Annotated in this window: 17 protein-coding genes; 10 read left to right on the top strand and 7 right to left on the bottom strand. The window is 45.8% G+C overall.

All coding sequences use genetic code 11. The features are described 5' to 3' along the window. Positions 1–2: 2 nt before the first annotated feature. The 5 genes from N773_RS0116015 to N773_RS20395 all read left to right on the top strand — a co-directional run bounded on the left by N773_RS0116015 (position 3) and on the right by N773_RS20395 (position 3,537). Positions 3–326, top strand: coding sequence for a hypothetical protein (locus tag N773_RS0116015; RefSeq protein WP_024858738.1), 324 nt, complete (start codon positions 3–5; stop codon positions 324–326). Next, positions 307–1,152: a CD1107 family mobile element protein gene (locus N773_RS0116010; protein ID WP_024858737.1), complete on the top strand. Its 846-nt coding sequence runs from the start codon at positions 307–309 to the stop codon at positions 1,150–1,152. Before N773_RS0116015 ends, N773_RS0116010 begins: the two co-directional genes overlap by 20 nt. Positions 1,153–1,266: 114 nt before the next feature. After that, entirely contained in the window at positions 1,267–2,442 is a 1,176-nt protein-coding gene (locus N773_RS0116005; RefSeq protein ID WP_024858736.1) for a DNA cytosine methyltransferase, read from the top strand. Continuing rightward, a complete protein-coding gene (locus tag N773_RS22975; protein ID WP_242840404.1) occupies positions 2,426–3,286 on the top strand; it encodes a fibronectin type III domain-containing protein in 861 nt (286 codons plus the stop codon). The genes N773_RS0116005 and N773_RS22975 overlap by 17 nt, the downstream gene beginning before the upstream one ends. Before the next feature lie 11 nt (positions 3,287–3,297). After that, positions 3,298–3,537, top strand: a complete 240-nt coding sequence (locus N773_RS20395; RefSeq protein WP_024858734.1) for a hypothetical protein — start codon at positions 3,298–3,300, stop codon at positions 3,535–3,537. On the opposite strand, the gene N773_RS0115990 is transcribed toward N773_RS20395, so the two are convergent. Continuing rightward, complete coding sequence (locus tag N773_RS0115990) at positions 3,534–4,244, bottom strand: EcsC family protein (RefSeq protein ID WP_051454299.1); 711 nt, start codon at positions 4,242–4,244, stop codon at positions 3,534–3,536. The two genes, N773_RS20395 and N773_RS0115990, sit on opposite strands and share 4 nt — an antisense overlap. Before the next feature lie 62 nt (positions 4,245–4,306). Continuing rightward, on the bottom strand, positions 4,307–4,609 hold the full coding sequence (locus tag N773_RS0115985) for a hypothetical protein (protein WP_024858732.1): 303 nt from the start codon (positions 4,607–4,609) through the stop codon (positions 4,307–4,309). Between the two features lie 213 nt (positions 4,610–4,822). On the opposite strand from N773_RS0115985, the gene N773_RS0115980 reads away from it, so the two are divergent. The 5 genes from N773_RS0115980 to N773_RS21410 all read left to right on the top strand — a co-directional run bounded on the left by N773_RS0115980 (position 4,823) and on the right by N773_RS21410 (position 16,342). Continuing rightward, on the top strand, positions 4,823–6,850 hold the full coding sequence (locus tag N773_RS0115980) for a DNA topoisomerase 3 (protein ID WP_024858731.1): 2,028 nt from the start codon (positions 4,823–4,825) through the stop codon (positions 6,848–6,850). Continuing rightward, positions 6,840–7,148, top strand: a complete 309-nt coding sequence (locus tag N773_RS0115975; protein WP_024858730.1) for a hypothetical protein — start codon at positions 6,840–6,842, stop codon at positions 7,146–7,148. Before N773_RS0115980 ends, N773_RS0115975 begins: the two co-directional genes overlap by 11 nt. 10 nt (positions 7,149–7,158) lie before the next feature. Continuing rightward, positions 7,159–7,902 carry a hypothetical protein gene (locus N773_RS0115970; protein ID WP_024858729.1) on the top strand — a complete coding sequence of 248 codons (744 nt, stop codon included), beginning with the start codon at positions 7,159–7,161 and terminating at the stop codon, positions 7,900–7,902. An 86-nt stretch (positions 7,903–7,988) separates the two neighbouring features. Continuing rightward, positions 7,989–9,278: a DUF4316 domain-containing protein gene (locus tag N773_RS0115960; protein WP_024858728.1), complete on the top strand. Its 1,290-nt coding sequence runs from the start codon at positions 7,989–7,991 to the stop codon at positions 9,276–9,278. Next, complete coding sequence (locus N773_RS21410) at positions 9,278–16,342, top strand: YodL domain-containing protein (RefSeq protein ID WP_024858727.1); 7,065 nt, start codon at positions 9,278–9,280, stop codon at positions 16,340–16,342. The genes N773_RS0115960 and N773_RS21410 overlap by 1 nt, the downstream gene beginning before the upstream one ends. A gap of 24 nt (positions 16,343–16,366) precedes the next feature. Here the strand turns inward: N773_RS21410 and N773_RS0115950 are convergent, their stop codons facing one another. The 5 genes from N773_RS0115950 to N773_RS0115930 form a co-directional block, all read right to left on the bottom strand. Continuing rightward, the gene (locus N773_RS0115950) at positions 16,367–17,920 is read right to left on the bottom strand and encodes a recombinase family protein (protein WP_024858726.1); all 1,554 of its coding nucleotides are present in this window, start codon (positions 17,918–17,920) and stop codon (positions 16,367–16,369) included. Between the two features lie 121 nt (positions 17,921–18,041). Further along, the gene (locus tag N773_RS0115945; protein WP_024858725.1) at positions 18,042–18,230 is read right to left on the bottom strand and encodes a hypothetical protein; all 189 of its coding nucleotides are present in this window, start codon (positions 18,228–18,230) and stop codon (positions 18,042–18,044) included. A gap of 3 nt (positions 18,231–18,233) precedes the next feature. Then, positions 18,234–18,719, bottom strand: coding sequence for a hypothetical protein (locus N773_RS0115940; protein WP_024858724.1), 486 nt, complete (start codon positions 18,717–18,719; stop codon positions 18,234–18,236). Between the two features lie 15 nt (positions 18,720–18,734). Beyond that, positions 18,735–19,064: a hypothetical protein gene (locus tag N773_RS0115935; protein WP_024858723.1), complete on the bottom strand. Its 330-nt coding sequence runs from the start codon at positions 19,062–19,064 to the stop codon at positions 18,735–18,737. 245 nt (positions 19,065–19,309) lie between these two features. After that, positions 19,310–19,723, bottom strand: a complete 414-nt coding sequence (locus N773_RS0115930) for an EamA family transporter (protein WP_024858722.1) — start codon at positions 19,721–19,723, stop codon at positions 19,310–19,312. Between the last annotated feature and the right edge of the window lie 4 nt (positions 19,724–19,727).

Here is a 19,727-nt window from a genome sequence, read left to right as displayed (position 1 = left end):
AAATGGCACTGTACGACAGGAAAATCGAACAGTACAGCAAAAAGGTATCACAGCTTGAGATAAACATCAGGCGTGATACCGACGAACACAAGAGACTGCTCTCCGAAATCGCGCGGTTACGTTATCTCTCACTCTGCGAAAAGCTTAACTGCGAAGGAGAAAAGCTTGAATCAGTACTCTCACGTGAACACGAGCAGATACAGCGCATGAAACAGTGCGGTATGACCGATGAGGATATCGATGCTCTCGGAAGCGGAGACAAGGACGAAACAGAACAAATAAGATTTTACTCTCAGGAGGAAGACAATGAAGACAAGAATATTTAGTGCATTGCTTGCAGCAGTAATACTCGCATACGGAAGTGTCGGCATCACAGCATCAGCCGAAGCGGCATCGGATCCGCCTGCTGCATCAGATTCATCAACTGAACCGGCGGAAAGCGCTGATGAAAAGCCGGCTGAAACAGCTTCCGCTGAAAAGCCGGAAGCTAGCCCATCTGACGACAGTTCAAAGGCAGACGATTCTGACATTGAAAAGTTCGCAAATGCAATGAGTGAGCTTGCCGGCGAAGGAAATATCACGATTACTCCGCCGGATTACTACGGAGATACCTACTACGATACAGACGGAAATGCTACCCTTATTAAGTCTGAACAGATTATTTACAACACGGAAGAAATGCAGTTTATTGCAGTAACAACAAAAGACGGGCATATTTTCTACGTGCTCATAAACTACACTGCAAAGAACGGTGAGGACAATGTTTACTTTCTGAACAAGGTTGACGATTACGACCTGTACGCACTTCTTTATGCGGGTAATGAGAAAGATGGCAAGATCACACCGGAAGAAGCAGAAAACGCTGCGGAAGCTGCTGAAAACGCAAGAAGCCGTGTAATAACGGAAACTGATGCAGAAGACGAAATAGCTGCCGAATCTGTTGACTCACGTGAACAGGCAAAGGCGGATATGAACAGGATCTATACACTTTTCGCTGTAATCGCTCTGCTCGGCGCAGGTGCAGTATTCTACCTGTTTACGAAGAAAAAAAGCAGTAAGAAGTCCGAACCTGAATTTGAAAAGTTCGGTGACGAAGCTGAGGAGGACGAGGATTACGAGTTCTACGACGGCAGCAGCGAAGACGACGAATAATTAACTGATCTGATATGATTTTATTTTGTTTGATTTTATTTTTCATCAGATCACTCACAAAAAGAAAAGAGAAAAACACTAACACGGACAATGAGAAAGAGAGAATTTGTCTGAATGAAGGTACTTAGCTTGTTTGACGGTATCTCATGCGGTATGCTTGCCTTGCAGAGGGCGGGCATACCCGTGGAATGCTATGATGCCTTCGAGATCGATAAGTATGCCGTCACGGTCTCGAAGAATAATTTTCCCGGAATCGTTCATCACGGGAATGTTTTTGACGGTGATTTCACACAGTTTCACGGATATGACCTTCTGCTCGGCGGTTCGCCCTGCACCTACTGGTCAATAGCGAAGAAAGACAGAGAGACAACTTCCGACGGTATGGGATTCAGGCTTTTCATGCAGTATGTACGTGCTCTGCACGAAAGCGAATGTCGATATTTCCTGTACGAAAACAACTATTCGATACATCAGAACATCAAGGATGAGATAAGCAGCAGGCTCGGCGTTCAGCCGGTCATGATAAACTCGTCACTTGTATCGGCACAAAACCGTAAAAGGTGCTACTGGACGAATATTCCGAACGTCACACAGCCGGAAGATCTCGGTATCATGCTTGTCGATGTGCTCGAAAGCGGAATACCGTGGCAGAACAAAGCGTACTGCATGACTTCGAGCTACAACGGTGCTGTCCTCTACAACACACTGGAACGCAGGCAGCGTACAATGGTCGCCATACCGGTCGATACGGTAAACGGCAAATCACATACGATACCGGCGACTTACTACAAAACCGGTGAAAATCCGTTCAGCCCCTATGGGAGTGAACGGGGCAAACAGCGCATTGCAATACCTGTCGGTGCTGCACAGCGTGGACGATATACCGACGGAAAACAGACGGAACAGCACATCGAGGTACGTGATGACGGCAAGTCGAACTGCCTGACGACTGTTCAGAAAGACAGCCTTATATGTTCTCCGATACGTGTTGGGCATTACGGCAACGGAGGTCAGGGGCAGCGTATTTACTCTGTCTCCGGCAAGTCCGTTACCCTGTCAGCCAACGGAGGCGGTCAGGGTGCGAAAACAGGTCTTTACAAAATCGACCTTCCCGACGGAGACTACATAATACGTAAGCTAACACCTGTTGAAGCGGAACGTCTTCAGACTCTTCCCGATAACTATACCGCCGGCATTTCCAATACGCAGCGTTATATGTGCATCGGAAACGGCTGGACTGTAGATGTGATCGCTCACATCTTAGGAGGACTTAATGACATTTACAATTGATCCCGATTTTCAGTCTAAAGCACTCAGTGTGATAATGAGCTTTATCATGGAGTTCTCGGGAATAACCGCAGAACCCGAACCGGTCGAGCTTACAGCAGGAAACCTGAATGTTTCGACAATATCGGTATCCTGTCTGAAAGTTACCTGGGATTCCGAAGCCGACCGTGACTACACCGTGAGCTGCACGGCACACGATGAGAATTACGCCTTTACGGATAACATGTACTTTAACTTTAAAGGAAATGACCTCTGCTACATAACAGGTCTTCGCGAAGGCACGGAATACACCGTATCCGTGGAACCTGTTCTTTCTGAGGAAGAAAAAGACGATTACAGAGTGAAAACAGCTTCCGCCGACGGTAAAACCGAGACGGTAGAAGTCATTTACGAGTTCCCTCACGAAGATGGCTGGACAAACTGCTTTGCCGGTGAAAAAGCATCGGGGCTAACTGCCATGCCGAGTTCCGGTGCAATATACGGTTCAACTGTTGATACCATAACCGATACAGGTATCCGCCGTGATGAATACGGTGACTACTGCTGTGCAATGGGTGTATGGTACGGCTATTGTCAGGACAGATTTTTGATAGAGTTGGAGAATGGAACTCAGTTCACAACGAAGATATGTGACAGCAAGGGCTTCGCCGATGACGGTGAAGGCAGGTATCATATTTTCGGAAACGGCGGCAAGTGCATTGTAGAATTCATCTATGATGACTACAACTGGCCATCCTGTGTCGCCTTCTCCGGCTCATGGGGCTATTACAACTGGAACGGTCTCGACCTGTCCGCCAACATCAAAAGCATCAAGAAAATAAACTACGGTGAACCCGTAGAATACTGACGGAGGAAAACATGAACATAAGAAAAATCGTAAAGTACATCGCAGAGATCGGTATGATCTCAGGTATCGCTTACATCGCCTACAAGATTGGCGAAACCGACGGTGCCGACAGGGAGAGAATAAGAAGCTCCTACGATGAATCCAGAGAATATGAGGATCTTCCTTTCGAGTATACGGAACCTGATGACGGCTGCATAGCACCGAAAAAAAACAAAAGAGCCTCTGATTACTCAAAGGCCCTGATATATTAACAATCGTAACTGTCTTCTTTTAATTCTTTTAAAAGTCTGTGACTCATCGGCTTAAAAGTAAGTATTGTTAAGCCTCCAGAAACTATTCCACCAATTACAGGTACAACTTTTGCCGCTCCTTTAGCAGCGGCTTGATTTACCATTTTTACGCTCATTTGTGCACTAACTTTTTTTGCAACTGGATACAATGCAGCCCTTGTTAATGCTTTTGCGGCAATCGATGATGTAGTTTTTTCAGTAATAGCAACACATAACTGTTTCAACGCTTGCTGAGCAGCTTCTACTCCATTCATTACTCCAAGAAATATTATAATTATATTCGTAATTCCATCATCCATTTCATCGGTATTGATATCATACCACCCATATAAATACATTAGTTTTTGTATTACCCGAAGAACATGACCATAGAACTGAACAATGTCAGCAGGAATAGTTCCAACCATAGCAACACCACCTGGTAATCCAGACAAAAAAGAAAGTGTAGTTGCTTTAGTAGTTTCTAAATTGATAGATTTCTTTGCGTGTTTTTCTAAATCATCATGTTTTATACCAGCCTTAATTGGACCTTGTTTTATAATATCATCTAAAATTTTTTTGTACTTATCTTTACTAAATTCTCTGCGTAAGTATTCTTCCCGATTAATTCTTACACCAGGTAATTCCAACGCTTTTTCTACTATTACTCTTATATCAAAATTCGCCATTATAGTCCCCCCAGCTTTCATAATTCAACATAGTGGATAGTGAAAATTAGTTTGAAATTATATTAGTATTTATTGTTTTTGATAATTGTTCCAAAATATTTCTCCATATCCTTTTCCGTACCCCAAAATATCATAATCGACTTATTATCTAATAGCCGATAATGCTGAGTAATCTTGTTCTTTTCAAGTTTATACTGATCTACAGAGCAAATAGTTTCCCAGAAAATGCCCTTATAATATCTTGGAATAACAGCCTTAAGTGCTACCTTCGGTGGTAATGGGAGTGCCACATTACCCAATGGATGTAATAATGGATTTTTAGAAATAGCTAATAATGCTTTTTCTGCAAGTTTCTGATCCAACATAAATCCCCCCTGTTACACCAATTGAATATTTATGACTTGAAAAACACGTACTTTTTCTTTATCAACTCAGAAGATGATATTCATCATTGATATTATAACATATTTAACATATTAACATCAATGTATTTCGGCTAAAATAGTGATATTAGACAATCACCAGTACTTTGTTTTTATACAATTATTCGTCACTAATGAAAGGAATGATCTTAATTAATGTCAATTTTAATCATCGGTGAAAAGCCAAGCGTAGCCCGTGCGGTCAGTTCTGTCGTAGGTGCTTCCAAAACTCAGAAAGGCTATATCGAAGGTAACGGCTACATCGTTTCCTGGTGTCTCGGACATCTGGTCGGGCTCTGCTTTCCGAACGATTACGGCAGGGGCTGGGATGGCAAATGGAGCTTTGATCAACTTCCGATGATACCGGATCAGTGGCGTTTCAGGGTTGCGGAGAAAACGAAAGAACAGTTTAATTTGCTGAAAAAGCTCATGAACAGTGACGATGTGACGGAGATCATCTGCGCGACCGATGCTGACCGTGAGGGTGAATGCATTTTCCGGTACGTTTACAGTATGGCTCAGTGTCACAAGCCGGTAAAGCGTTTATGGGTATCAAGCCTTGAAGAATCAGCTCTCAGGAAAGCACTTAGCTCCATGAAGCCAATTTCGGCATACGACGATCTGTTTAACGCCGGTTTTGCCAGGGCAAAAGCGGACTGGCTTGTAGGTATGAACTGCTCAAGACTGTTTTCAGTACGGTACGGAAGCAAGCTGAATATCGGGCGTGTTCAGACACCTACCCTTGCAATGATCGTAAAGCGTGATGCTGACGCTGACGGTTTCGTAAAACAGAAGTACTACACGGCAGACGTAAACTGTGGTGCTTTCATTCTTTCTTCTGAAAGGATAGACGATGAAAACACCGTGGGCGGTATCGTATCCGGCTGTAATGGTAAAACGCTTACGATAAGTTCAGTAAAACGAGAAGTAAAGGCCGAGAAAGCGCCGAAGCTCTACGATCTTACCACCTTACAGCGTGATGCAAATAAACATTTCGGCTACACCGCACAGCAGACGCTCGACTACACACAGTCGCTGTACGAAGGCAAGCTTGTCACCTATCCCCGTACTGACAGTCAATTTCTTAGCGATGACATGAAGCAGGCTGCTTCTGATGCTGTACGTCTCTGTGATAAACTTTTCGGGTTCGGTATAACGCATACACCGGATATAAGCAGGATCATAAATAACAGCAAAGTATCGGGACATCATGCCATTATTCCGACCGGAAATATTGCATCGGCTGACCTCTCCTCTCTCCCCGCAGGCGAAAGAAATATCCTTACGCTTATAGCGACGAGACTTATATGTGCCACTGCTCCGGTTCACAGATACGAAGCTGTGAAAATCACGGGAACATGCAGCGGTACGGATTTTTCGGCAAGCGGAAAAATGGTTCTCGAACAGGGCTGGAAAAGCTATGCGAGGACCACTGAAAAGGAAAATGAGGAAGAAATGTCTCTGCCGGATGTGACCGAAGGACAAACTTTTTCGGTTACGGCAGCAAAGAGCGAACACTTTACATCACCGCCGAAACCATACACAGAGGATACTCTTCTGTCGGCTATGGAACGTGCGGGGAACGATGAATATGATGAGGATACCGAGAAAAAAGGGCTCGGCACTCCTGCCACCAGGGCCGCAACTATCGAAGCTCTTGTCACGAACGGATATGTGGAACGTAAAGGAAAACAGCTGAGATCGACCGACAAAGGAAAAGAGCTTATAACCGTTGTTCCGGAAGAAGTCAGGTCTGCAAGGCTAACTGCTGAATGGGAGTCGCGGCTTCAGAAGATAGAACACGGTGAATTGTCCGAAGCAGATTTCATGAACAGCATTCAACAGTTCGCTGCTGAAATGTGCAGTACATACGGTCTTGCGGATAAATCTGTTTCTTTTTCAGGCTGCAATCATGAAACGCTCGGCAGATGTCCGAAGTGCGGTGCTGATGTTACCGGTGGTAAGTACGGATATTACTGCAAAGGCAAATGCGGTATGACCATCGGCAAAGTGTACGGGGTCACGCTGTCTGAATCTCAGATAAAAGCTCTTCTCGATGGCAAAAAAGCCACATATACCTCAAAGGGGCGAAAGACTATTGTACTGCCGGAATACGAAGAAAACCCGTATAACGGAAAGATATATTACCAGTGGAAGACGGAGGGTAAATGCAATGAAAAATAATAACAAGATCATAATGAAGTTATATGACGGCTGGTTTGAACAGCTGATCTCCGAGATCGAATATAATTCAAAATTTCCGGAAATATTACTGGATCATCCCGAAGAATTCGACAGCGAGATAATCTTCAATGCTATTACTATGTATGAACGAAACAAGTGGGTATTACAGTATCTCAAAAGAAAGCGCTCGAATGAAAACGTATATATTTCGCCGGTATACTACGAAGCTATCCTGTATATCCTGCTTGAAAACAGTGCGGTAAGAAATAAAGATGATGACCAGGATGATTCGGAGTGATGAATGAGCTATGAGAAAAATACAGTACGTCGCCGGAATACCGATAAATGAAGTACATAACCAGCTGTACAAGAGCTTCAGTACCGGCAGAGCACAGAACGTTGTGGTCGCACTCGATAAAAGCGGTGTGCCGTTTTCAGCAAGCTATGACGGAAACGGCATGACACTCGTCTATGACAGCAACTTTTCCTATAAGGTCGACGAGATCATCGGCAAGGCAATGTCGGGGCGCTATGAACTTCTGCTCCGTGAGATCGGACATCAGAACGGCCGTGACAGCTATCTTAAGCTTCTGTCGGAAGTCGCCGGTGTACTGCATACCACTGTCGGCACGCTGAAACAGCGTCCGTATGACATACAGCTTCTTCTCTGCAAGTCGTATGCCGATCACTGGCTATGTGATACATATACAATACAGCGTGAGCTTAACCGTTATCTTACAGCTAACGGAAGAACGCTGTCGGAAATGAGCGAACATGAGAGGCTTGAAATGCAGAAGAACAACACGCCTGAAAAACGTGAAAGTACTGATTCTGCTGATATACAACACCGCATGAACGTCATATACGGTCAGGAAGACCACCGGCGTAAGGCGGAAATTACCGCAAAGGAAGAAAAGCGTGCAGTTTTTTCGAGAGAAAAACAAAGAGAGCTCTCGGAGATCACGAAGCACAGGAAACAGTACGAACAGGAGCTGAATGTTAAATCACAGCCAGTTCAGGATGAAAACTATGAGAGGAAGTGCAGACCATGAAGAAGATCATTATTATCGCAGGTGCAGCAGCTGCTGCAGTAACAACAGCAATCGTATTCATCGTAAAGAGAAGGAAGTGATAAAACATGCCTGTACAGGATAACGAAGATAAGCGCACCGTAGCTGAACCCGTAACTGATGCGGAGGAGGGACTCCGCAGACAGAAAGCACAGACGCAGAAGCAGACTGAGGAAACATGTGTTCAGAAATCGGGAAAACTCCTACCCTTTCTGAACGCCAAAGCAGAACTGCATCAGAGTCGTATCAACGTCATCGACGAAAAAATTGAAAACCAGACGGATAAGATTGACAGGAACAGAGCAAAAATAGAAGCGCTGACTGCCAGAGCGGACAAGCTCGAAGATACCAACCGAATGCTGAAAGCAACTCTCGGTAGTTATCCAATCGTGAAAAAGCTGATTGAAAGCAACGAAAAACGTATACAGACTATCCGGGAAGAAAAGATTGCAAATTGTGAAGAGAAAGTCAGACAGGGTCGTATGAAAATCAAACGTCTGACCGATAAACGCAGTGTGATTTCACACAAGCTTAACAGAGTGACCGCACTGAGTGATGCTGTTAAAAGCTTCTCTATCGGGTATAACAAAGAACGCCGTGAAGCATTCTCCGAAGCAATGAACAGACTGAATGAAGCGACATATCACTGTCTCACCGATAAGAAAAATGCTCTGCTTGCAAAGCGTGATACTCTTATTGAGAAATACAACGCTCCCGAGACTGCTTCAGCAGATAAGCTGAAAATACAGGAACAGATAAACAATCTGTCGATACGTATCCAGAACGTCGAAAACCGAATCGACAAGGCATGGGAACCTGACGAATACTACAAGATCATACCGGATGCGGTAAAGGATGCACAGATGGAGCTTACGAGTGAAAAGCTTGCCGATATGACGGACAGCGGAATGAAAACGGTGCCGGAACTTGCGGAAAACACACTTTTCGCCGCAAAGGAAACGGATGAACTCAGTGCGGAACAGATAGAATCACTGGGAGAAAAGTTCAGAAGTCAGACGATGGCGAAGGTCGAAGAAATGCTTGAAGACGATGCAAACATGATAGACGGCATCATAAACAACGGCAGGAAATCCTCTCTTGATAAGATCAATGATGATGAACACCTGAAAGGTGAACATGCACGAAGTACTGTCAAACCGAAAGCAATAAGCTCAAACCGTACACAAAAACAGAATAATATACGGAACGGTCAGGAGAAAGCTAATAACGGAAACGGACATGCTTACTTTTCAAGAAGCCGTTTGAAAAATGACGTTCAGCGTATAAAAGCACGCAGCGTACAAAATACGGAACAGAAACAAACAGAGAGAAAGAAAAACAATCAGGAACTTGACTGATGAAAATAACTGAAGAACAGAAAGAAAGGGCTAATCTCGTAAATCTTCCGCAGTTTCTCATGTCACACGGCTTCGATCTGAAACGTGCCGGCAGAGAATACATCTGGAAAGATCACGACAGTCTGCATATACGTGACAACGGACCGGGCGAACGCGGACAGTGGTTTCGTTTCAGTGAAAACAAGGGCGGCGATAACATCGGATTCCTGCGTGAATACATGGGAATGTCATTTGCTGATGCAGTAGAAGCACTGACTGGTGAAACAATCGACCGTACCTATACCCCGCCTTCACGTACATACGAACATAAACCACCAACAGCGGCACGGGAGCTTACCCTTGCCGAAGCTGACAATGCACGCAGAGTTTTTGCATATCTGTGCAGGACACGGGGTCTTGACTACGATCTGGTGTCGGCACTGGTACGTGACGGACGTATCGCCCAGGAAGAAAAAACGGGCAATGTCCTTTTCAAATATTATGACGACAACGGCAAGGTTATCGGTGCTGAAAAGGTCGGTACATCGACAGAGCATAAATTCAAAGGGATAGCAACCGGTTCTGCCGGCGGTCACGGCTTTGAAGTTGTCCGCGGCACAGGCGAAAATGCTTTCTTTTTTGAGAGTGCAATAGATATGCTGTCATATCTGCAAATGCACGATAAGGAACTTTCCGACTGCAGGCTTGTATCGATGATGGGTGTCAAGCCGAACATCGTGCTCGATACGATGCTCCGGAGTAACATCTCACCGGATAAAGTGTTTTTGTGCTCCGACAACGATACCGCCGGAAATGACTTTGCCGAAAGGCTGACGGAACAGTATCCCGAAATGAAGCACATCAAAACTCCTGATATATATAAAGACTGGAACGATATGCTGCGTGATATACCGAAAGAACAAGAGACCAACAAGGAGGCTGGACAGATAAATATGCAGTATTACGGCAACGAAATGTGGAACAGGGCGACCGATAACAGAGACAAGAGCCTTGTAACAGTAAGTGTTCATGACTTTCCGAAGCTGAAAGAACAGCTTGAACAGGCTGGCATGAACTACTACGGCTATGTCAGAGGCGATTCCGTTGTAATGGCTGTCAACGACAGTGATGTGGAATGGTTCGGACGTGTATCCGGTGCTCCTGACATTGCACCGGAAAAGTCAAACAGACCATATTCTCCGCCTGAAAAGAATATTATCGGAAATGCGGAGTACAGATATATCCCGAACAAGGAGTATTTTTCTTCTGACCGTGATATGGTTCTCAAGATGGCAGAAGTTATGGCGGAACGCGGCATAAGGTTCTCCGGCAGAGTTTACACTTCGGGAAAAGGCACTCTTACTGTCAGCCGCGCTGATATTGAAACCGTGCGTGCAATTCGTAATGAAACCGCAGCAAGACGCAGCCAGCATGAAGCACCTGGAAAGAATGATGTACGTGACAACAATAACAGTTATCTGTACATGACAAAGCTGACCACCGCACAGTTCAATGATATGCGAATGTATCTTGAAACAAGTGTGAACTATCATACTGTCATACGTGACGGCAAAGTTGCTTTTACACTCGACAGAAATGATGCTCCTGCTTTTCATCGTGCATTTGAAAATGTTGAACGTGAATTAGGGTTGCTTCACAGCATGGCAAATACAGGTCTGTCACTTGAACAGCTGGCTGCCCTTTCCCCTGTTATGCACCGTCTTGCCGTAGAAGATGTCAAGCTCGATCTTACCAGCTTCTTTGACGAAAGATACGACGATGCACAGTTCGGCGAGATGCTGTCACTTGTTGATGCCTATCTTGCTCAGTCACCGGCAGAGCGTTACGGTGAAAACAGCAGGCTGAACGCTATGCTCGAAGCTAAGTCAAACTTTGACCGTGCAATCGAGCTTGATGATTTCTTCTCAGGTCACGACTTTACCGAAGAACAGAAAGCAGCCATTACAGCAATGTTCGTCGGTGACGTGACACGTGGTCAGATCGACAGCATAGACGAATCTTTTACCGCAGAAGACATCCAGGCTTACGATGAGATCCTGCATACAGCATTACAGGAATCAGACGTTGCCGAATTTCTTGCAGCACACCGACAGGCGGTAATCGAACGTGAAAAGGCTGCGAAAGAAGCATCTGAACCGGAGAAGCCAGCGTATAAGATATATCAGCTCAAAGGCGGAGAGAAATACCATGATATTCGTTTCAGAAGTATGGAACGTCTGAAAGCTGAAGGCACTGAACTTAATCAGGATGATTATGATCTTGTCTATAAAGGTGAAATTGAAGAATTCAACGGCAATGCCACGCTTGAAGCCATCTATACAAAGTTCAACATCGATCATCCCGAAGATTTCAGGGGACATTCCCTCTCCGTCAGTGACGTTATTGTTATAACCGATAACGGCAAAGATACAGCATATTACTGTGACAGCTTCGGTTTCACCGGGATGCCGGAGTTCTTCCGTGAAAAGGTGCTTACACAGGAAAAGGAAGAAGATCCTCTATTTAGAGCGAAGAATCTTATCAATGATTTCTGCGTTGACGAGTACAGCGAAGAAGCTGATTTCTCTGATCTGCATAACATCGGTCTTGCACACACCACTCTTACCGATGATGATTTCCCGGTTCAGGTGACAGCCGACCTCGCCGACTTTAAGATCACCTATGAGTTTGACGGTGAAGTATACAATACTGAACAGTACGGCAGCATTGGGGAGATGATTGAAAAAGGTCTTACAGGTCTTGACTTTTCCGACCTTGTATCCGTTCCCGATGAAGTTATTGAACGTCATACAGCTAAGGACGAACAGGACGTAACTCTTATGAGCGATGCTTCCGAAATGGAAGAAGCGTCTATTCCGGATGATGATTATAAGGCGATAACACTTAACTATAAGGGTGATGCCGAAAGCCTTGCCGAGATAAAGGATAAGGCACTGTCGCTTGGTGCTTCGGTACTTGTTGATAATGCGGAAGGAACGATCTCCGTTGACACCTACGAAAACCACAAAACGGAACTAGACACACTCGCCTACACGCTTGGACTTACGAGCATTACCGAGTTTACGTCTGCCATTGACGAACCGCTGTTTACCGATGCAGATGTTATTGAGGATATTCAGCGTAACGAAGATTCAGATGTTCCATTCCGGGAGAAACCCGATACGGCTGGTGAACAGCTTTCACTGTTCGGTGATGCTGTACCGCTGACAGCTTCAAAGACGACAAAGGAAAAGTCAAAGTCAGAATTTGCACCGGGACCAATTGTAGATGGTGTTAATGTTTTTGTTGCCCTTGCAGCAGAAATTGAGCGCGGCACGGGTTTTGTACACGGAAAGTTCCGTGTACAGGACTTTTATGAAAAGAGCCGTACACAGCCAAATCACCCTACCACACAGGAACTGGCTGCCTTCCTGAAAAAGGAGTACGGTACCGGAGGTCACAGCGGTAACGGCAATATCTCACTTGTTGACTATGACAGCAAGGGTTTGACTTTTTCTTTTGAGAACGGAGAAAAATTCCGGCACAGCTGGTTCAACGTAGCTGCTATGGTTGAACAGCATCTCAGGGATAATGCCTATCTTTCAATCAACGAGAAGGAAATGTGGCAGGAAATAAAGGCTGAACGTGCAGCAGAAGAAAACGCTGAACCGTACAGGATCGAAATCGGCGACCGTTTTCGCAACAAGGCTACTGGAATCATTTCGGAAGTTGTTGCGCTGACAGGAGCATTACCATATTATACGGAAGACTGCACTGTAAAGAGATTAAGCGGATCTTTTGAGATCACTGAGAATCTCAGCTATGATTATTTGCTGAACAGCGGTCTGTTTGAATATATCGGCAAAGGTGAACCGGAAACGGAGAAAGCCGAGACGGAGATACCACCAGTACAGGAAGCTGATGTGTCAGGTGAAAACAAAACTGTGTCAGAAGAAAACCTGACACCCGACAAAGGCGAAAACTTCACGATCACAGATGACACACTCGGTGAAGGCGGTGCAAAGACAAAGTTCCGTGCCAATGCCGATGCTATAAGAACGTTGAAAACGCTCGAAGCGGAAAAGCATCCGGCGACAGCTGCTGAAAAAGAAACGCTGTCAAAGTACGTCGGCTGGGGCGCAATACCGCAGGCTTTCGACCAGGATGCTGAAAAGTGGTCTTCTGAATACAGGGAGCTTTCCGAACTTCTGACACCAGAGGAATACAGACAGGCACGTTCAACCGTAAACGATGCGTTCTACACCTCTCCTGTAGTTATTGACAGCATTTATGAAGCTCTCCGCAGTTTCGGCTTTGACGGCGGAAATGTCCTTGAACCGGCAATGGGTATCGGTAACTTCTTCGGCTGTATGCCAAAGGGTATACAGGATAATTCTCACCTGTACGGTATCGAGATTGACAGCATTTCCGGACGTATCGCAAAGGCACTCTATCCCGATGCTGATATTGCTATAACAGGTTTTGAAAAGAACAACTTCCAGAACGGCTGCTTCGATGTTGCAGTCGGCAATGTTCCGTTCGGTGAGCTGGGCTTCAAGGATACAGTACATAATACAACAAAGCTGCATGATTTCTTCTTTGCCGAAGCACTCGACAAGCTCAAGGACGGCGGTATCATGGCTTTCGTTACTTCGGCCGGTACCCTCGACAAGCGTGACGAGAGTACACGTCAGATGTTAGCTGACAAAGCTGACTTCATCGGTGCTGTACGTCTGCCGGGCGGTAAGAACGGTGCGTTCAGGGATAATGCAGGTACGGAAGTAACCACGGACATTATCTTTCTTAAAAAGCACGAAGGCAAATCCGTTTCCGAAATGTCAGATATCCCTGACTGGGTACATATCGGTAAAACAGACGACGGACTGCCGGTAAACAAATATTTTGAACAGCACCCGGAAATGGTGCTTGGAAAGATCATCGAAGGCAACAAACTCTACGGCAGCGGCACGATGGTTGTCGCTGATGATGACTTCGACCTGAGATCCGCACTGCACGAAGCTTTAGGAAAGCTTTCAGCCGAGATCAGTCATGACAGGGGCCGTGAAGTTTACGCAAGAACTTCTGAGGGTGAAAAGGTTGAGATACCGTCCAACCTGAGAGATTACAGTTTATTCTTATCGGAAGATAAGGTTTATTTCAAGAAGCATAACTCAGCCTGTGAGTATCGTTTCGACAAAACAACTGCACAGCATAAGCGTTTTACGGCGTTTATCGAAATGCGTGACCTGACACGTGAGCTTCTCGAAGCACAGGAACTCGACAAACCGAACAGCGTAATAAAGGAGCTTCAGACAAAGCTGGGCGAGGTTTACGATGACTTCTACAAGAAATATGGACTTATACACAGTCAGACCAACAAGCGTTATTTCAGCGAAGATGTGTCGTATAACCTTGTAGCCGGTCTTGAAAAGAGCTATGACAAGAATAAACTGAAAGAGAAATCAGATATTTTCTTCAGAAGAACTATCGTACCTCCAAAGGCTGTGGAACATGTTGATACTGCACTTGAAGCTCTTACCCTTTCGGTTTCGGAAAAAGCAAAGATAGACTTTGAGTACATGAGCAGACTGACCGGCATGACGGAAGAAGAATTGAAGCACGACCTTACCGGCGAGATATTCCGGGTTCCGCACACGGAGAATGAATATCAGACTGCTTCTGAATACCTTTCCGGTGACATACGCAAGAAACTGCGTGCAGCGGAAGAGATCGCCGAGTACGATGCAGACTTTAACATCAACGTGGCGGCACTGAAAAAAGCAATGCCGGAACCGCTGAAAGCCGGCGACATCGACGTAAAAATCGGTGCGACATGGATAGACCCGAAATACTACGATCAGTTCATATACGAACTTCTCCAGACACCGGCATATCAGCGAAGCACCAGCCCGTCAGCACGCTGGAACAGGTCTTCGATCATCGGAACCGAGTATTCCGAACATACAAACTCGTTCCACGTAAGCAACAAGTCATCGGACAGATCCGTTCTCGCAACACAGAAATACGGCTCCCATAATATGAACGCCTACGATGTGTTTGAGCACATACTGAATTTACAGGAGCCGAAGATCTACAAGACGGTAGAGGTTCCGGACGGTATGGGTGATACCAAGGAAAAGCGTGTTGTTGATATTGATGCCACTCGTGTCATTCAGCGTAAAGCTGATGATATACGAAAAGCGTTCAAGGACTGGATATTCCGTGATCCGGAACGCCGTGAAGTTATCGTAAACCGATACAACGAGCTTTTCAACAGCATACGTCCGCGAGAATACGACGGCAGTCACCTTTCTTTCCCGCTGATGACGAAGGACATTAAACTTCACGGCCATCAGAAAAACGCTATCGCACATGCCATGTTCGGCGGAAATACGTTGTTTGCACACGCAGTGGGGGCAGGCAAAACGTATGAAATGATCGCAACGGCAATGGAGAGCAAGAGACTCGGCCTCTGCACCAAGAGTTTATTTGCTGTGCCGAACCACCTGACGGAACAGATCGGCAGCGACTTTCAGAAGCTCTACCCGTCTGCTAATGTACTTGTGGCGACAAAGAAGGACTTCCAGAAGGCAAACCGGCAGCAGTTGTTTGCCAAGATCGCAACCGGCAACTACGATGCCGTTGTCATCGGACACTCGCAGCTCGGCATGATACCAATCTCGAAGGAACGTCAGATCATGACGATACAGGCACAGATTGAGGGTATTCTTGAGGGCATCAAGGAACTGAAGGAGAAGAAGGACTGTTCACGCTTCCAGATCAAGACGATGGAGCGTACACGCAAGAGCCTGCAAAGTCAGCTCGACAAGCTTCAGAAGATGAACCAGGACGACACGCTGACCTTTGAACAGCTCGGTGTGGACAGGCTTTTCGTAGACGAGGCACACGAATTCAAGAATATGTTTGTCGCTACGAAGCTTCATAATGTCAGCGGCATTTCAAATTCTGCTTCACAGAAGGCACTCGACCTGTTCCTGAAGTGCCGTTACCTTGACGAGAAGACGGGCGAAAAAGGTGTTATTTTCGCCACCGGTACGCCCTACGCATCACCTTATCAACACTAAAAAATACCGAAATTCCGCACTTTTTCAAATGCTGAATTTCACCTCAATACCTGTTTCATCGGATATAAGCACGACATCTATCATCGCTGCCGCTACATCGTGCTTCTCCTGCACCGTCAGCTTATCCCACTGCTTCATAGGTTCTTCCAAAGGCTTTGTGTCGATCGCCTTACGCTTACGGCACATGGTCTGCATTTTTTTATCAAGCTCCGATTTCTGTTCGTGCAGGGCGCTCACACGCTTCTGAATGTAGTCAAAGAGTACGCTGTCCGCATCAGCGAGCTTTTCCATGAGCTTCTGTATCTCGCCGTCAATGCGAATGATCTCCGTCTTGATACTCTCCGTTTCGATGTCGGGCTTGCTGTCCTCACGCTTTGCGATTTTGAGCTGTTCGATACGCTTCTGCATTTCTTTCAGCACAGCGTCCTCGACCTGTCTCGGCTTTAACTGAATGGGCGGAGTGGGACAGCCGTTCAGCGTGAACTTGCCGTAGTCGATGAAGCGATGATACACCACACCTTTTCTGTTCGCACAGTGATTGAAGTGCATCGCATAGCCACAGCAGGCACATTTCACCATACCCACAAGCCAAGAGTTCATAGCCTTGCCGTTTGTCGGGAACTTGCTCTGGTGCGACTTCCTGTCCTGAACTCTCAGCCACGTTTCCGCAGGCACAAGCCCCTCATGGTAGGCTACCTTGACGAAATGCGTATCATCAAGCCCGGCGTGAACGAACAAACCGTGAATACCGTCATAGGCTTCAATATCGTCAAGCATTTCATATCCTTTGGAAAGAAAATAACGATACACTTCTTTATCCGCACGGACATACAGCGGATTCTCAAGAATACGGCTCAGGTGTGACCTGTCAAGATTTGAAATGCCTGTTTTCGTGCGTGGTGTCGGTCTTGAAGCATTGATACCGTTCTCTGTCATGTAGCGGATAATATCGGTCAGAGAGTTCTCAGGGTGCTGATACAGGTCATACGCCACACGCACCGCCTCAGCATTCTCCGAGGGAACAAGCACCGAGCCTGTTTTGCCGTTAATAGTCCGTCTTTCAGGAGTGTAGCCGAACTGAACTTTACCGCCCTGATAAAAGCCCGTTTCTCTTGCCTTAGTCTGGAAAGCATCAGCCACTCTTGCGGCGATCGTCTCACGCTCAAACTCCGCAAAATTCAGCAGATTGTTCCTCATCATACGTCCCTCTTTTGTCTCCGTATTGAACGGCTCAGAGAGCGAATAGACGGTCACACCGTAGCGGTCAAGCTCGTCCGTGATGTTAAGATACTCCCTCATGTTTCTGCTGAAACGGTCATACTTTTTCACGATAATTCTGCTGATAAGCCCCTCACGGGCATCGCTCATCATCTGCATAAATGCGGGACGGTGCATCACATCTTTGCCCGACTTGCCGTCATCGCAATAGATACGATAATCGCATTCTCCCACAAACCTGATACACTCCTCCTTCTGTGCGGAAATGGACAAGCTGTTGTTGCCCTTATCCTTGTCGCTGACGGAACGGCGTACATAGATAGCCGTGATACCGTCATTTGTTTTAGTTGTTCTTTTCATTGTTGACCTCCAATTGCGTTTGCAATCGGACGGTTGGTTTTACATCTATATCATAGCGCAACCGTCCGAAAATTGCAACAGCGTTCTTGTAACTGTAATCATTTTTCGGCAGATTGCCAGATCATTCAGTTGTTTCCTTTGTTCCGTTGCGGCGCATTGCACCGAGGAAAATATCGTACATCTTGTTGATCTTCTGCTGTCTGATATTTTCGGGAACATCATCAGGGTAAGAAACCTTTACTTTGATACCCTCGTCAGACACATAGTCAACTGCCTTCTCTCTTTTCTCTACGGCAGATGTTGTATTCAAATTTTAGTCCTTTCCGACAGCTTTTTCTTTCTCGCTGTCTGTCATTTCGGGTTTGGTTATCAGCATCATCGCATCTTTCAGCTCATGCTGGATCGTGTAAGTATCGCAGTACCAATTATCGACATACCGCTTGCAGAGGGCAAGCTGAATATCAAGAGGTCTGCGACGGAGCGTGCCTTCTGTCATACGCAGGAGTTTTGCGACAGCAGGCAGGAAATAAAGGCAGTCATCGCCCTTATGCTCCGCTATCTCGTCACGCTGTTTGGCATACTTGTCCGAAGTGAATTTTGCAATTATTTCATCAACGGACTCCTTGTAAATGCCGTCATAATTGAACAGCATACGCTCTTTATCAAACCGACCTTTGAACGGGATACCGCTTGCGGCGAGGGCAATGCTTATCTGCTGTCCCTTGTCAGTATCTATTGAAACATATTCCTTGTTGTTGCTCTCATAATCGTCACCAACGAGGAAAACATAGTCACTCATTCAAAGCCCCTTTCATCAATCCTCGTCAAACAGAGTACGGGGAGAATCCTCATACAAAGTAGCCTTGTCCTTATCAGCAGGAGCATTGTCCGTCAGACTATCAATATCCGAATCGGACATACCGCCATCACGGAGCTTTTCAAGCTGTTCATGCTCACGCTCGATAGCGGAGAACAGGTCTTTGCCGCTCAGCTTATACTTGTTGGCAAGCGCTGTCAGATAGAGCCTGTCATACTCTGCAAGCTCCTTGTTGAGTTGTGTCTGCTCCTCAGCGATTGTAGCCTGTCGCTTTGCGATCTTCTTTTCGAGTTTCGCCAGCTTGTCAGCGATAGAAGTCGTAGCCATATCATCACCACCATTCTGAATTTCTAATCGAGCCGAACTACTCAGCCCCATACTAAAATTATAGCGCACTTTCGGGGTGAAAGTCTATTCGCAGTGCGCATGAACTTGGGTGCGCCATAAAACTTTTCTTATCGTGAAAATGTTATGGGGAATTTTGAAACGGGCATAAAAAATGCAGAGCTGGTGTTGCTCTGCATTGGGTAAGTATATTCAGTTTTTGGTGCTAAGATAAATCAGAATTTATATCACAGAACCATCAGCAATGTTCCGGCTCCAATCAGGATACACCCCATCACTGACTTAAAAGTAAATTCTTCATGCAGAAAAACAAACGCCAGTATCAGCGTAATGACAACGGACAACTTATCAATCGGGACGACTTTTGAAGCGTCTCCCATCTGCAAGGCCTTGTAATAGCAAAGCCATGAGGCACCAGTAGCAAGGCCGGACAGAATCAGGAAAACCCAACATTTCTGGCTAATGTCTTTTATTCCTGCTTGCTGATGAGTAATAAATACCATTCCCCATGCCATGATAACAACAACCATTGTACGGATCGCAGTAGCCAGATTCGATCCGACACCTTCAATTCCTATCTTTGCCAATATTGATGTCAGTGCGGCAAAGATTGCCGAACCAAGCGCTAATAAAAACCACATAGTG

Source organism: Ruminococcus albus AD2013 (assembly GCF_000526775.1).
Taxonomy (GTDB): Bacteria; Bacillota; Clostridia; order Oscillospirales; family Ruminococcaceae; genus Hominimerdicola; species Hominimerdicola alba_A.
Note: the sequence above shows the minus strand (reverse complement) of the source record. Positions and strands in the feature narration are given on the sequence as shown.

Excerpts from the sequence above, each read along its gene's own strand:
- N773_RS0115950 (WP_024858726.1), bottom strand. The coding sequence starts at position 17,920 with ATGAAAAGAACAACTAAAACAAATGACGGTATCACGGCTATCTATGTA.
- N773_RS0115980 (WP_024858731.1), top strand. The coding sequence starts at position 4,823 with ATGTCAATTTTAATCATCGGTGAAAAGCCAAGCGTAGCCCGTGCGGTC.
- N773_RS0115935 (WP_024858723.1), bottom strand. The coding sequence starts at position 19,064 with ATGGCTACGACTTCTATCGCTGACAAGCTGGCGAAACTCGAAAAGAAG.
- N773_RS0116010 (WP_024858737.1), top strand. The coding sequence starts at position 307 with ATGAAGACAAGAATATTTAGTGCATTGCTTGCAGCAGTAATACTCGCA.
- N773_RS22975 (WP_242840404.1), top strand. The coding sequence starts at position 2,426 with ATGACATTTACAATTGATCCCGATTTTCAGTCTAAAGCACTCAGTGTG.
- N773_RS0115985 (WP_024858732.1), bottom strand. The coding sequence starts at position 4,609 with ATGTTGGATCAGAAACTTGCAGAAAAAGCATTATTAGCTATTTCTAAA.
- N773_RS0115975 (WP_024858730.1), top strand. The coding sequence starts at position 6,840 with ATGAAAAATAATAACAAGATCATAATGAAGTTATATGACGGCTGGTTT.
- N773_RS21410 (WP_024858727.1), top strand. The coding sequence starts at position 9,278 with ATGAAAATAACTGAAGAACAGAAAGAAAGGGCTAATCTCGTAAATCTT.
- N773_RS0116015 (WP_024858738.1), top strand. The coding sequence starts at position 3 with ATGGCACTGTACGACAGGAAAATCGAACAGTACAGCAAAAAGGTATCA.
- N773_RS0115970 (WP_024858729.1), top strand. The coding sequence starts at position 7,159 with ATGAGAAAAATACAGTACGTCGCCGGAATACCGATAAATGAAGTACAT.
- N773_RS0116005 (WP_024858736.1), top strand. The coding sequence starts at position 1,267 with ATGAAGGTACTTAGCTTGTTTGACGGTATCTCATGCGGTATGCTTGCC.
- N773_RS0115930 (WP_024858722.1), bottom strand. The coding sequence starts at position 19,723 with ATGTGGTTTTTATTAGCGCTTGGTTCGGCAATCTTTGCCGCACTGACA.
- N773_RS20395 (WP_024858734.1), top strand. The coding sequence starts at position 3,298 with ATGAACATAAGAAAAATCGTAAAGTACATCGCAGAGATCGGTATGATC.
- N773_RS0115990 (WP_051454299.1), bottom strand. The coding sequence starts at position 4,244 with ATGGCGAATTTTGATATAAGAGTAATAGTAGAAAAAGCGTTGGAATTA.
- N773_RS0115960 (WP_024858728.1), top strand. The coding sequence starts at position 7,989 with ATGCCTGTACAGGATAACGAAGATAAGCGCACCGTAGCTGAACCCGTA.
- N773_RS0115940 (WP_024858724.1), bottom strand. The coding sequence starts at position 18,719 with ATGAGTGACTATGTTTTCCTCGTTGGTGACGATTATGAGAGCAACAAC.